The organism is Paraburkholderia sp. Tr-20389, from assembly GCF_017104565.1.
Lineage (GTDB): Bacteria > Pseudomonadota > Gammaproteobacteria > Burkholderiales > Burkholderiaceae > Paraburkholderia.
Genome location: NZ_JAAGPD010000030.1, coordinates 60,493 through 73,640, shown reverse-complemented (window position 1 = coordinate 73,640; position 13,148 = coordinate 60,493). Strand labels below are relative to the sequence as shown.

Here is a 13,148-nt window from a genome sequence, read left to right as displayed (position 1 = left end):
AGCCCAGCGTCACGCATTCGATGCGCTCGGATCCACGGGAGCATTCGACGCGTGCTGCAGTTCGTGCGGACTGCGCGCATAACGCCTCGGCGCCATTCCCGACCAGCGGTGGAACGCGCGAGAAAACGCCTTTTCCGATGAATAGCCGACCCGTTCGGCTATTTCGATCAGCTTGCGCTTGCCGTTGGTCAGTTCGCCGCTTGCCAGATACATGCGGTACGCGGTCAGATGTCCGATCGGCGTGTCGTTCACCAGTTCGACGAAGCGCGCACTGAAGCGCGAGCGCGACATGCCCGCCGCCGCCGCGAGACTCGCGACGCTCCATTCGCGGCGCGGATCGCGATGGATCATCGCCATCGCGCGGCCGATCTGCGGATCGGCGAGGCCGCGCAGCCAGCCGGTGTGATTGGCCGTCGATTGCAGATGCGCGCGCAGCAACTGCACGAACAGCACATCCGCGAGACGCGCGGCGGCGATCGCCCAGCCGGGCTGACAGGTCATCGATTCCTGAATGAAAGTCTGCAGCGTGCTGGCGAGCCACGGCGCGACGGCGGGATCGTTTGCACGCACGTGAATCAGCGGCGGCAACACCGAGAAGAGCGGACTGCGCATGATGTCGCGATATACGACGATGCCCGTGTAGAGGTCGCTGGTCTCGCCGCCGCCGCCCGCGGTGAATTCGAGCGGCGTGTCGAAACGCGGCTGGATGCCTTTGTCGGCCATCAGCGAATCGAACGGCACAGGCTGCTCTTCCAGCGACGACGCCATGATGTGTTCGTGCCCATGCGGCAGCAGCACGAAGTCGCCTGGTTGAACATGGACAGGCGGCTCGCCTGCAACCGTTAAATAGAACGGCGTGCCCGAAGCCATGCGGAACGGCGCACCCGATACGGCAGGTTTACGGATCGCCCACGGCGCGCTCAACGTGAAGCGGCCGGTGACGACGGCATCCGCGCGCAGGTCGGCGAGGATGTCGCTCAGCAGGTCGTTTGCCATAGGTTTGTCTCCCGTTGTTCGCGCCGAGGTTCTGTATGTTGGACCCGTATGCGCATGCCTGATCGGATCGGGCGCGCAGATGCATCAAAAGCGCTGCTGGATGCCCGCCATCACGCCCAGCTGATCCTGCCCCGTGCCGACCGACCCGCCTGCCGCGACAGCCGCCGCGCCGCGCGAACTGTTCTCCATGTAGCCGACCGACGTATAGACCGTGGTGCGCTTCGACAGCAGATAATTCACGCGGCCGACGAACAGCGTCGAGTCCGACGTTTCGCGCAACAGATAGCGCAGCACCTGTGCGTCGAATGATAACGCTGCGCTTGCGTGATACGTCGCGCCGACAAAATAGATGTCCGACTGGCTATGCGCGGCCGCCGACGTATTGCGGCGAATCCAGCCGCCACCGATCTTCGCGGGACCGACATTCGCGTAGGCGTCGACGATCGTGCGCGTGTCGGTGTAGGCCGGGTTCGACAGCGGCGCCGACGCGCCGGTGCCGCCGCGCATCACGTCGTACGAAGCCGCCACGCCGAATTGCGTTGCGTCATAGGCGAGCATCATCGTGTACTGCCGGCACGCGACGGGATCGCCCGCGACATTGCCTGCGCAATTGGTGGCCGACGGTCCAGCCGGTCCGGCTGCATCGCGCCCCGTGCTGTAGGTGCCGCCAACCGTCAGGCCGCCGAACTTGCCGAGATAGCCGGCTGCATTGTCGCTGCGCGCATTGGGCAGATAGGTGTCGAAGCTCGCCATCGAATGAATCGACGGGCCGATCACGTCGGCGTTTTGCAGCACGTACATCGACATGTTCATCTGCCTTCCGAGCGTGAGGGCACCATACGGCGAACTCACACCGACGTTCGCCTGACGGCCGAACAACCGGCCGCCGTAGTTCAACGCGCCGCTATTCACTGCGAAACCGTTCTCCAGAACGAAGAAGGTCTTGTAGCCGCCGCCGAGATCTTCGACGCCGCGCAAGCCGAACCGCGACGGCACCTCGCCCGTGAGCGTCGGCATGCCGACTACCGAGCCGCCACCCGATGCGTTGTTGTAGTACTGCACGCCCGTATCGACGATACCGTAGAGCGTCACGCTGCTTTGCGCGCGTGCGCTGCCCGCGCCGAGCGCCGCCGTCACGCCGATCGCGGCGAGCAGCGCAGTGGAGACAGTCGTTCTCTTTCGTGTGACCTTCATGTTCACCAAGCCCTTGTTTGCAGCCCTGCTTATCGTTGTGGGTTCGGAGGCTGTCGCGGCGACGGGCCTCCCCTGAAGCGGCGTGCGTCGAACGGTTCGGATGCCGTTGCGTACGCTGCGCATCGCCCGTCGCGTATCAGCTGCGGATGGCGGGCGAGTGGGGAAATTCTTGGCGACGCAAAAAACGCCGCCAAGGACCGTGGCTCTCTGAAAAGTAGCCGATCGTCCCGTTGTCGCAGATTGACTGGCGCGCCGAAACGGCTTGTTTCAGGGGAGAAACAAGGGCAATAACAGGAGGTAAAAACGAGGTCGGGGAAGAGGCGTTACAGGCTGGAGCGGGACAACTCGCCGGCGGCCGACTTGACGCCGGCTTCGACCTTCGCGCGCAGCGAGTCGTCGTTAGCGAATGCGGTGTTCGGGCCCGCGACGCTCACGGCGGCGAGCACGTTTCCACGGCTATCGATGACGGCCGCCGCGCACGAATCGATGCCCGCTTCGAGACCCGAGAAGCTCCACGCACAACCGTTCTCCCGCACTCTGGCGAGCGCGACGTTCAGCGTGTCCCAATCGGGGCGGTGGTCGGCGTTCGCCGGCGGGTGGTGCGCATACAGGTCGGCGAGCGCCGGCGCGTCGAGCGTGGCCAGCATCGCGAGTCCCGGCGTCGCGCGGTGTGCCGGAATCCGGCTGCCGACCCGTATGCGCGTGACGAGCGGCGTGTCGGGCGTCTCGCACAACAGATAGATCAGCTCCGTGCCTTCGAGCACGGCGAGAAACGCCGACAGGCCCGTTTGCGCGACCAGCGCGGGCAAGGTTTGCCGCGCGCGCGACGTCAGGTCCGCCGAGCCGAGCGCGCTCGCCGCCAGCGTCAGGAAAGGCAAGCCGAGCCGATGCGCGCCGCCGGACGGAACGGCTTCGATCAGCCCGGCAGATTTCAGCGACTCGAGCAGCCGCATCACCGTCACGCGATTCACGTTGATCTGGCGCGCGACATCGCTCAGGTTCGCGGTCGAGCCGCCGTCGGCGATGTAGCGCAACAGGCGGAACGCGCGTTCGACGGGCGACGCCGACGCATCGGCGGCGCCCGCCCGGTCGGATGGAAACGTCATCTTCGGGCTGGTTCAGTTGGAGCAACGAGTCACTGCAGACTCACGGACCACGCATCGTACCCGTAAACCCAGTCCGCATTGCCGCCCGTTTTCAGCCAGTTGTTGCCGCGCGAGCCGATCTGGATTGTCGCGGTGCGTTCCTGGCGCGCGCTTTCGTAGCGCTTCAGCGCCGCGCCGAGCCCGTCGGCTTCCACGCCCGTCAGCGCGCGCGACAGCACGACGGCGTCCTCGATCGCCATGCCCGCGCCCTGTGCCATGAACGGCATCATCGGATGGCATGCGTCGCCGAGCAGCGCCATGTGCGGGCCCGTCCAGCTGGGCAACGGATCGCGAATATAGAGCGCCGACGCGAGCACGCTGTCGCAGGCGTCGAGCAGGGCGCGTGCTTGCGGGTGGAAATTCGCGTACGCGCGGCGCAACGCGTCGGGGTCGCCCGGCGTGGTCCACGATTCGTGCGTCCAGTCGGCCTGCGAGGTGGTCGCGAAGATGAACACGTCGCGGCCGCGATTGAGCGGGAACGTGACGATCTGCAGATCGTCGGTGGGTCCCCACCATTTGACGAACGCGCCGAGATCTCCGCCGCTGAGCCGTTCGGCGGGTACCACCGCGCGATACGACACGATGCCCGTGAACTGCGGATGCTCGTCGCCGAACAGGTGCTTGCGCACGCCGGAATGGATGCCGTCGGCGCCGAGCAGCAGATCGAACGCGTGCGTCGAGCCGTCGGCGAGCGTCACCCGTGCTTCGCCGTCCGCGTGGTCGAATCCGACGCTGCGCGCGCCAAGTTGCAGTTCGCCCGGCGCCAGCGCCCGCTCCAGCGCGGCCATCACGTCCGCACGGTGCATCGTCAGTTGCGGTGCACCGTATTTGCGCTCCGCCTCGTCCGACATCGCGAGGCGCGAGGTTTCCTCGCCCGTGTCCCACATCCGGCTGATGCGCGCGTTCGGGCGCGCGGCCGTTTCGCGCAACTGTGCGCCGACGCCCAGTCCGTCCAGCGCGCGAACTGCGTTCGGCGTCAGGTTGATATCCGCGCCGACGCGGCCGAAACGTTCCGCCTGCTCGAACACGCTCACCCGATGTCCCGCCTTGCGCAGCGCGATCGCCGCCGCCAAGCCCCCAATCCCGCCGCCGATGATGCCGATCTTCATGCTTTTCCTCACGCCGAATGCATTAACGAACTGTTCAAAAATGAACATAGAGAACAAAAATGAACGTTAATTGTGGAGCAGTTTGTTTTTGACGGCAAGGAAAAGTGCATCGTTCGGCGTGCGCGCATCCGTCCCTGGAAAACGCTCTTTGGCCGGGACGAACGGCAACCTTTTTGGATTTTGGAGAGGTTGTCGCGCCCCTGACGCGTCGCCAAGATTTCGCCATCGCTCGAGCCTCGCCGGAGACGGGGGGCAGCGTTTCCAACATGCGAGGACACGGAATATGTTGAGTCAGGAAAAGAACAAAGTGCTCACCGAAGTGGGTCCGGGCACGCCGATGGGCGACTATCTGCGGCGCTACTGGCATCCCGTTGCGGGCGTCGCGGAATTCGACGACAAGCCGGTCCGTCCGATTCGCCTGTTCGGCGAAGACCTCGTGCTGTTCAAGGACCTGAGCGGCAATTTCGGTCTTGTGCAGCGTCGCTGTCCGCATCGCAATGCGGATCTCGCGTTCGGTTTCGTCGAGCAATGCGGTTTGCGCTGTGCGTATCACGGCTGGGAATTCGACGCAAAAGGGCAGTGCACGCATCAGCCGTACGAAGAGATCGTCGACGAGCAGGCGCGACTGCGGCAGAAGACGCGCATCACCGCATACCAGGTGCGCGCGAAGGCGGGCATGGTGTGGGCGTACATGGGGCCGTCGCCCGCGCCCGAGCTGCCGGACTGGGAGCCGTTCAACTACACGAACGGCTTCGCGCAGGTGGTGATGGCGGAGATTCCGTGCAACTGGTTTCAGTGCCAGGAAAATTCGATCGATCCGATCCATTTCGAGTGGACCCACAACAACTGGACCGAGCGTCAGCAGAACAGCCACGCCGAACACGTACCGACCCACCTCGATACGAAGTACGAAGAATTCGAGTTCGGCTTCGTCTACAAGCGTCTGCGCGCGCATGAAACCGAACAGAACCCGATGTGGACCACGGGACGCGTCACGCTCTGGCCGAATGCGTTTTATCTCGGCCACCACTTCGAATGGCGCGTGCCGATCGACGATGAAAACACGCTGAGCTTGCTGTGGGTCTACAACAAGGTGCCGAAGGAGCAGGAGCCTTACGTGCAGGAGCACATCCCCGCATGGTACGGACCGCTGCGCGATGAGAACGGCGACTGGATCACGAGTCACGTCGCGAATCAGGATTTCGCGGCGTGGGTCGGGCAGGGCGTCATCACGGACCGCACGCGCGAAACGCTCGGCGCCAGCGATCGCGGCATCGTCATGCTGCGCCGCCGTTTTTTCGAGGAACTCGAAGCGGTCGCAGCGGGCGCTACGCCGAAGGGCCTCATCACTGACAGCGCGCGCAACCGGAACGTGTTTTTGCCGTCGGCGTGCCGCGAAGAAATGATCAACGGCATGACGCTCGCCGAGTTGTCGGCGCATCCGCTGCTCGGTGCGTATCTGCGCGATTTCATCGGCCAGTACGGACAGCCGGAAAGCGTGCGCGAGGCCTACGAGAACGCCATCGGGCAGAAGGTGAATCGTGCGCGGTTTTTCTCGGTGCACGGTGGCAAACAGACTCCCGTACGGGCCGCAGCGCCTGAATCGAGTGACGCCGTGCGCGACGTGGCGCCAGCGGGTGAAGCGTCGTAAGCGCAGATGTCGTCCATCCATCGAGGTCTGCAAAACATGCAACAGCAAACAGGCGGTGTGAGCATGAGCCGCGCGCGGACACGCATCGAGGCGAAGGTGCGCACCTTGCGTCACGAAGCAGAGCGCGTGCTGGGCATCGAACTCGTGCCGGCGCATGGCGGCACGTTTCCGCGCTTCACGCCGGGTGCGCATATCGATCTGCATCTTCCGAACGGCATCACGCGCAGCTATTCGCTGGTGAATTCGCCCGACGAGGTGGACCGCTATGTGATTGGCGTGCTCGCCGATGCGAAGAGCCGCGGCGGTTCGCGCTACGTGCACGAGCAATTGCGCTGCGGCGCGGTGCTGACGATCGGCGCGCCGCGCAACAACTTCGCGTTGCAGGAGGATGCGGCGTCGACCTTGCTGATCGCGGGCGGCATCGGCATCACGCCGATGCTCTGCATGTACCGGCGTTTACGTGAAGCCGGCCGCGCAGTGCGTCTCGTGTATTGCGCACGCGAGCGCTCGCAGGCTGCGTATCTGGACCAACTCGGCACGAACGACGGCAGCGTGCAGTTGCATTTCGATGCGGACCATGCGGGGCATCCGTTCGATCTCGGCGCGCTGCTGGCGCAACAGCCCGCCGATGTTCACGCGTACTGCTGCGGACCGGACGCGATGTTGAGCGCATTCGAAACGGCATGCGCAAGCGCGGGCATCGGCAACGTGCACGTCGAACGGTTCGCCGCGAGCGCGCCCGCGCCGGATACGCCGCAGGGCGGGTACACGGTCGAACTGGCGAAAAGCGGCCGGCGCCTCGCTGTGCCGGCGGGCGCGGCTTTGCTCGACGTGCTGCTCGAAGCGGGCGTCGACGTCGACTACAGCTGTCGCGAAGGCCTGTGCGGCGCGTGCGAAACGCGTGTGCTGGGCGGTTGTCCCGAGCATCGCGATGCCGTGCTCACGCAATCCGACAAGGCCGCGAACGCCGTGATGATGGTCTGCGTATCCGGTGCAAAAAGCCCGACGCTTGTACTCGATCTCGCGTGAGGTCGTGCTGCGACGCTTGCATCTGAACGCATCGCGACACATGACATGAATCGCTGAAGCCGCTCGCCTTCGAAGCGGCGCATTTCCCCCACGGACGGCATGTCTCGCGTCCCGCACTCCCTACTGAGGACATGATGGATCTATCGAGCACAGTGAAACAGGTCGACGCGAACACCGTCGCGCGCAGCCGGGATCGGCACGCCGCCGCGCTGATCTCGGCGCGCATCGAACGGCTGCCGTTCACGCGATGGCATGCGCGTGTACTGAGCGTGGCCGGTTTCGTTCATATGACCGATGCGTTCGACGCGCTGACGATCGCGTATGTGCTGCCCGTGTTGATCGGTTTATGGCATCTGTCGCCTGGCGAGGCTGCGTTGCTCGTGTCGGGCGGTTATGTCGGGCAGACGATCGGCGCGCTGGTGTTCAGCGCCGCCGCCGAACGTTTCGGACGATTGCGCGTGCTGCGCTGGCTGCTCGTGATTCTTGCGCTGGGCAGCCTCGCATCCGCGTATGCACCGAGCTACGCGGTGTTCATCGCGTTGCGGTTCTTGCAGGGTATCGGGCTGGGCGGCGAGTCGCCCGTGTCGGCGACCTATATGAACGAACTGTGCCCTGCGAAAATTCGCGGGCGCGTGATCTTCATTCTTCAGTCCACTTTTGCGGTGGGCAATCTGATTGCGGCGCTCGCTGCGTTGTGGCTGATCCCCGCGTATGGCTGGCAGGCGATGTTCGTGGTCGGCGCGCTGCCCATCGTGCTCGCCGCGATCCTGCCGCGCGCGGCGCCCGAATCGCCGCGCTGGCTCGCGATCAACGGCCGTGCTGAAGAAGCGGACCGTATCGTCGCGACGATGGAGCAGGCGGTGCCCCGCGATCGGTACGCCGCACTGCCCGCTCTGCGCGCTGCAGGAACGCAGGCGGACCCGGCCAAAGCGCCGTTTCGCGCGCTGTTCAAGCGCGGCTTCGCTACGCGCACGCTGACGGTATGGCTGATGGCCTGCTGCGGCAGCCTGACGACGTACGGGATTCTGGTGTGGCTGCCGTCGCTGTACCGGACCGTCTATCACCTGCCGTTACAGGTCGCGCTGCGCTACGGCATGGTCAGCATGATCGCGACGTTGATCGGCACGCTGGCGGGTATCTTCGTGATCGACTGGCTCGGGCGCAAGAAAACCTTCGCGCTGGCGTTTCTCGGCGCCGCGCTGCCGATGCTCTATCTCGCGTTCAGTGGAACGCGCGTGCCGGCCGCGCAGGTTTCAATGTTGGCGTCGCTGAGTGTCGCGCTGATTGCGATCGTCCAGTGCGGAATCTATGTCTATGCGCCCGAGGTGTATCCGACGAGGATACGCGCGCGTGGCGCGGGTGCTGCGTCTGCGGTGACGCGGGCGTCGTCCGTGATCGGGCCGATGATCATCGGTGCGTTGCTGACGTATCTGAACGTGGAGGCCGTGTTCGGTTATTTCGCGTTCGTGTCGCTGGCGGGCGCGATGGTGATGGCTGCGTTCGCGATGGAAACGCGCGGCAGGACACTCGACGAGATTGCGGGTGAGGGTGACGCAATGAATGTCGACGGTTGACGGATGGAGTGGCTGACGCCTGGCCGCGTTCGGCCACTCCATCGTGCACGACCTTATTCCGACGACATGCCGTTGCGCGGATGGCGCGCACGGAAGGCGAACCAGCATGCCGCCGCAGCCAGCCCGGCGATCATGCCGCCGAAGGTGCCGATCCAGGGGATGCCATAGTCCCTGGCAATATGATTGCCGAACAGCGCACCTGCGCCGATCGCCACGTTGTAGAGCCCCGAAAAAATCGAAACGGCGAGGTCGGTGGCATCGGGTGCCAGTCGCAGCACCCACGCCTGCATGCCCAGACCGAAGCAGATGATCGCGCCTCCCCATATGAACGAATGCACCGACAACGTGACGATGCTCAGCGAGCAGGGGAAAAGGATCAGCAGACACGCGGCGATCGACATCACCGCGCCGCGCATGAAGCGCTCCGGTTGCTGCGGATAGAACCGGTTGAAGCAGATCGCAGCCGGAATCCCGGCTGCGCCGAACAAGGTCAGGATGAAGGTGATGCGGCTTCCGCTCGCATGATTGACCTGCTGGATGAACGGCTCGATGTACGTGTACGCGGTGAAATGCGCCGATACGACCAGCACCGTGACCAGATAGAGACACATCAAGGTCGGATTTCTGAGCAGAACGGGCAAGCTGCGTAGCGAACCGGACTGCTCGCTCGACAGCACGGGCAATGTGAAGCGCAGCAGCAAAAGGACGACAACCGCCGCAACGGCGATTACCTGGAACGTAATCCGCCAACCCAACGCCTCGCCGATCATCCGTCCGACAGGAATGCCCGCGACCATCGCCAGCGACGTGCCCATTGCCAGCAGTCCGAGCGCGCGGCTTTTCTTGTCGGCAGGGGCCAGTCTGACAACCAGCGAAACGGATATCGACCAGAAGATCGCATGGGCGCAGGCAATGCCCAGTCTGCCGATGACGAGCACGGCAAAATTCCACGCGACGCCTGTCACGATATGGCAGGCGACGAACAGCAGCAGCACCCCTGTGAGCAGCTTGCGGCGTTCGACGTGGCGCGTGAGTATCGTCAACGGCAACGATACGAGCGCGACGGCCCATGCATAGATGGTCAGCATCACGCCGACGTCGGTCGGCTGCATCGAGAGGCTTTCGCCGATCGAACTCAGCAAGGCGACGGGAACGAATTCCGTGGTGTTGAAGACGAAGGCCGCAAGTGCGAGCGCCAGCACGCCCCACCACGAATGTTTTGCTGCGAAGGAATCGGGAGTTGACATTGCCGGTTGGGCAAAAAGACAGAGTGGCGCTTAAAGAGCGGCTGCAACCGCATGGCACCGGACGATGATCCGCGGTTGGCCGCCCAAGAAAATGCCCGCACGGCGGCGGGCAAGAATCCATATCGGGAAGATACGGAGGAGACGGGGTTAAGTATAAACCCTTAAGTGCGCGATACAAGCGAGGGATTCTCGAGTGCGCATCCGCTCACGCCCGATAAAAATGCAAACGATAAATATTGAACCGATATAAACATATCGGAATTGAATAATTCTCACGGCCGCCGGTCGTCGCTACGCTGTGCCCGATACGCACAGTGAGGACTTATGGCCGCTTCCGTTCCAACGTCTTTTTCAATGTCCATGCGGGCGCGCCGGCGTGTGCTGCGTTCGCTCGCGGCGGCGCCGCTCGCGATGGCGACCGCTTTGACAGGCGCACGCAACGCTCGCGCAGCGGATGACGTGACCATCGTGCTCGGCGATCAGGCGGGCGGCACACGGGCGCTCGTCGAAGCGGCGAAGGTGCTGGACGGCGCCCCGTACGCTTACCGCTGGGCCAACTTCCAGGGCGCGGCGCCGTTGTTCGAAGCACAGCGTGCCGGCGCCGTCGATCTCGCGCCGGCCGGCGATCTCCCCGTGCTGGCAGCGGCCGTCGGCGACCCGACGTTGAAGATCGTGGCGACGCGCATCGGCTCGGGCGCGCAACTCGGCATTCTGGTTGGATCGAATTCGACCATCCGCACCATCGCGGACCTGAAGGGCCGCACGGTATTCGTTTCGTCGGCGCGGGGCAGCATCTCGCAGTTCCAGTTATACGGCGCACTCGCCGAAGCGGGCCTCACGAAAGACGACGTGACGGTGCGCTTCATCCTGCCCGTCGATGCATTTGCGGCCTTCGCCTCCGGCGCGATCGAAGTGTGGGCGACGTTCGACCCTTACTACGGCATCGCGGCGCAACGCGGCGGCCGCATCCTGCGCGACGGCTCCGGCATCAATAGCGGCCTGGGCTTCATCACCGCTTCGGGCGCTTCGTTGAGCGATCCGCGCAAGCGTGCAGCCATCGCCGATGTGCTCGTTCGCTACCAGCGCGCGGGTGACTGGGCGCTGGCCAATCCCGACGCGTACGCGCAAATCTACGCGACGCTCACACGCTCGCCGCTCGAAGCCGCGAAGCAGATCACGAAACGCGCGGCGCTGAAGCAGCATTTCGTCACCGACGCGGATATCGCAACGCTGCAAAAAGTCGCGGACCGCGCGCATCAGGATGCCATCCTGCCGCGCCGCATCGACGTTCGCGCGATCTCGGAGACGCATCTTGCCAGCACATGAACTCGCATTGACGGAGCACGATGACATGTCCACACAAGCACCCACACTCGAACTCGCGGGTATAGCGGGTGAAGGCAAACGCGATGCACGCGAGCAAGGCAAACGCCTGATCGCGCTGCTGGCTGCGTTCGGCTGGCTCGGCAGCGCGGCCATTACGCAATGGTGGCCCGCGCTCGACGATTGGCCTTATACGCGCGAACTGTCCATTCTCAAGCTGCTGTTGGCGGCGTTGTCGCTTGCGATCGGTATTGCAGGGTGGCGCGCCAGCACCGCCAGAAGCGCACGCGTCGAAGCATGGCGCAATACCGCGCCGTGGCTGCTCGCGCTATCGATCGGTCTCACCGTATGGGAACTCGTCACCGCGCAACTCGAATGGCTGCCCAGACCATTCTTCGCGCCGCCGCAAGCGTTGATCGCCGTCTATGCCGACGATCTGCCGCGTCTCGCCGCGAGCGTGGCGCATTCGTTCGTGTTGCTCGCGTACGGTTACTCGCTGGGCGCGCTGACGGGCTTCGTGATCGGCGTGAGCATCGGCTGGTCGAAAGCGGTTGGCTACTGGCTGCACCCAGTGCTGCGCCTGATCGGGCCGCTGCCTGCCACCGCCTGGCTGCCGCTCGCGTTCTTCTTCTTTCCGTCGAGTTTCAGCGCGAGCGTGTTTCTGATCGCGCTGGCGACGGCGTTTCCCGTCGCGGTGCTCACGTGGTCGGGCGTCGCGAGCGTCAATTCCGCTTTCTACGACGTGGCGCGCACGCTCGGCGCAAAGCCGTCGTTCCTGATTCTGCGCGTCGCCATTCCCGCTGCGCTGCCGTCGGTTTTCGTCGGCCTGTTCATGGGCCTTGGCTCGTCGTTCGCCGTGCTGTTCGTCGCGGAGATGATGGGCGTGAAAGCGGGCCTCGGCTGGTACCTGCAATGGGCGCAGGGGTGGGCCGCCTATCCGAACATGTACGCCGCGTTGCTGGTAATGGCGCTGATGTGTTCCGGGCTCATCAGCCTGCTGTTCCGCGTTCGCGACCGACTGCTCGCCTGGCAAAAAGGAATGCTGAAATGGTAGCCGCCTCTTTTTCTCACGCATCTGATGTGCGACAGGGCGCACGGATCGATGTGCGCAACGTCACCCATCGCTTCGCGCTGCACGGCGAAGCGCTGCCCGTGCTCGACGATATCAGTCTCACGATCGAGCCAGGCGAATGCGTCGCGCTGCTCGGTCCGAGCGGCTGTGGCAAGTCGACCTTGCTGCGGCTCGTCGCGGGTCTCGATGCGCCGGCGCAGGGTGCCATTCATGCGGACGGAGTGCCCGTCACCGGACCCGATCCGTCGCGTGTGGTGGTGTTCCAGGATCCGACGCTGTTCCCGTGGCGCACCGTGCGCGACAACGTGGCGCTCGGTCCGCAGGCCCAGCGTACGCAGCGCGACGCGGGCAACCGTATCGACGCTGCGCTCGAACTGGTCGGCCTGTCGGCTTTCGCGAACGCCTATCCGCATCAACTGTCGGGCGGGATGGCGCAGCGAGCGGCGCTGGCGCGCGCGCTCGTCAACGATCCGCAACTGCTCGTGCTCGATGAACCGTTCGGCAAGCTCGACTCGCTGACGCGCATCCGCATGCAATCAGAGCTGGTGCGTCTGTGGCAGACCGAAGGGTTTTCAGTGCTGCTGGTTACGCACGACGTCGAAGAAGCGCTGTATGTCGCGAACCGCGTGATCGTGCTGAGCGAACGACCGGCACGCATTCTCTCGCAAGTGCGCAACGACGCGCCGTATCCGCGGCATCGCGACGATCCGGATCTCGTCAGGTTGCGCCGCGACGTGCTGGCGCTGCTCGGCCTCGATACCTGAGCGGCGCGCAACGAAAGAACACCATAAACTTGGAGAACTCACGC

Annotated in this window: 11 protein-coding genes; 6 read left to right on the top strand and 5 right to left on the bottom strand. The window is 64.4% G+C overall.

Annotation, left to right across the window (positions count from 1 at the left end; all coding sequences use genetic code 11):
• Window positions 1-9 precede the first annotated feature (9 nt).
• From G3N95_RS25460 to G3N95_RS25445, 4 genes are all read right to left on the bottom strand, one after another.
• The gene (locus G3N95_RS25460) at window positions 10-996 is read right to left on the bottom strand and encodes an AraC family transcriptional regulator (RefSeq protein WP_205972838.1); all 987 of its coding nucleotides are present in this window, start codon (window positions 994-996) and stop codon (window positions 10-12) included.
• 84 nt (window positions 997-1,080) lie between these two features.
• Window positions 1,081-2,190, bottom strand: a complete 1,110-nt coding sequence (locus G3N95_RS25455) for a porin (RefSeq protein WP_205972837.1) — start codon at window positions 2,188-2,190, stop codon at window positions 1,081-1,083.
• Between the two features lie 323 nt (window positions 2,191-2,513).
• Complete coding sequence (locus G3N95_RS25450) at window positions 2,514-3,296, bottom strand: IclR family transcriptional regulator (protein WP_205972836.1); 783 nt, start codon at window positions 3,294-3,296, stop codon at window positions 2,514-2,516.
• A gap of 29 nt (window positions 3,297-3,325) precedes the next feature.
• Complete coding sequence (locus G3N95_RS25445; RefSeq protein WP_205972835.1) at window positions 3,326-4,444, bottom strand: FAD-dependent monooxygenase; 1,119 nt, start codon at window positions 4,442-4,444, stop codon at window positions 3,326-3,328.
• A 283-nt stretch (window positions 4,445-4,727) separates the two neighbouring features.
• Between G3N95_RS25445 and G3N95_RS25440 the strand changes: the two genes are divergently transcribed.
• The 3 genes from G3N95_RS25440 (at window position 4,728) to G3N95_RS25430 (ending at window position 8,698) form a co-directional block, all read left to right on the top strand.
• Window positions 4,728-6,095, top strand: coding sequence for an aromatic ring-hydroxylating dioxygenase subunit alpha (locus tag G3N95_RS25440; protein ID WP_205972834.1), 1,368 nt, complete (start codon window positions 4,728-4,730; stop codon window positions 6,093-6,095).
• 63 nt (window positions 6,096-6,158) lie between these two features.
• Window positions 6,159-7,124 (top strand): PDR/VanB family oxidoreductase, encoded by a 966-nt coding sequence (locus tag G3N95_RS25435; protein WP_205972900.1) that lies wholly within the window; start codon window positions 6,159-6,161, stop codon window positions 7,122-7,124.
• Window positions 7,125-7,276: 152 nt separating this feature from the next.
• Complete coding sequence (locus G3N95_RS25430; RefSeq protein ID WP_205972833.1) at window positions 7,277-8,698, top strand: MFS transporter; 1,422 nt, start codon at window positions 7,277-7,279, stop codon at window positions 8,696-8,698.
• 53 nt (window positions 8,699-8,751) lie between these two features.
• On the opposite strand, the gene G3N95_RS25425 is transcribed toward G3N95_RS25430, so the two are convergent.
• Entirely contained in the window at window positions 8,752-9,945 is a 1,194-nt protein-coding gene (locus G3N95_RS25425; protein ID WP_205972832.1) for a sugar transporter, read from the bottom strand.
• Between the two features lie 324 nt (window positions 9,946-10,269).
• Between G3N95_RS25425 and G3N95_RS25420 the strand changes: the two genes are divergently transcribed.
• The 3 genes from G3N95_RS25420 to G3N95_RS25410 are packed head-to-tail and all read left to right on the top strand — an operon-like array spanning window position 10,270 to window position 13,104.
• Entirely contained in the window at window positions 10,270-11,271 is a 1,002-nt protein-coding gene (locus G3N95_RS25420) for an ABC transporter substrate-binding protein (protein ID WP_205972831.1), read from the top strand.
• 25 nt (window positions 11,272-11,296) lie between these two features.
• The gene (locus G3N95_RS25415) at window positions 11,297-12,322 is read left to right on the top strand and encodes an ABC transporter permease subunit (protein WP_205972830.1); all 1,026 of its coding nucleotides are present in this window, start codon (window positions 11,297-11,299) and stop codon (window positions 12,320-12,322) included.
• Complete coding sequence (locus G3N95_RS25410; protein WP_205972829.1) at window positions 12,316-13,104, top strand: ABC transporter ATP-binding protein; 789 nt, start codon at window positions 12,316-12,318, stop codon at window positions 13,102-13,104. Before G3N95_RS25415 ends, G3N95_RS25410 begins: the two co-directional genes overlap by 7 nt.
• Window positions 13,105-13,148: the final 44 nt, after the last annotated feature.

Excerpts from the sequence above, each read along its gene's own strand:
- G3N95_RS25460 (WP_205972838.1), bottom strand. The coding sequence starts at position 996 with ATGGCAAACGACCTGCTGAGCGACATCCTCGCCGACCTGCGCGCGGAT.
- G3N95_RS25455 (WP_205972837.1), bottom strand. The coding sequence starts at position 2,190 with ATGAAGGTCACACGAAAGAGAACGACTGTCTCCACTGCGCTGCTCGCC.
- G3N95_RS25450 (WP_205972836.1), bottom strand. The coding sequence starts at position 3,296 with ATGACGTTTCCATCCGACCGGGCGGGCGCCGCCGATGCGTCGGCGTCG.
- G3N95_RS25445 (WP_205972835.1), bottom strand. The coding sequence starts at position 4,444 with ATGAAGATCGGCATCATCGGCGGCGGGATTGGGGGCTTGGCGGCGGCG.
- G3N95_RS25440 (WP_205972834.1), top strand. The coding sequence starts at position 4,728 with ATGTTGAGTCAGGAAAAGAACAAAGTGCTCACCGAAGTGGGTCCGGGC.
- G3N95_RS25435 (WP_205972900.1), top strand. The coding sequence starts at position 6,159 with ATGAGCCGCGCGCGGACACGCATCGAGGCGAAGGTGCGCACCTTGCGT.
- G3N95_RS25425 (WP_205972832.1), bottom strand. The coding sequence starts at position 9,945 with ATGTCAACTCCCGATTCCTTCGCAGCAAAACATTCGTGGTGGGGCGTG.
- G3N95_RS25420 (WP_205972831.1), top strand. The coding sequence starts at position 10,270 with ATGGCCGCTTCCGTTCCAACGTCTTTTTCAATGTCCATGCGGGCGCGC.
- G3N95_RS25415 (WP_205972830.1), top strand. The coding sequence starts at position 11,297 with ATGTCCACACAAGCACCCACACTCGAACTCGCGGGTATAGCGGGTGAA.
- G3N95_RS25410 (WP_205972829.1), top strand. The coding sequence starts at position 12,316 with ATGGTAGCCGCCTCTTTTTCTCACGCATCTGATGTGCGACAGGGCGCA.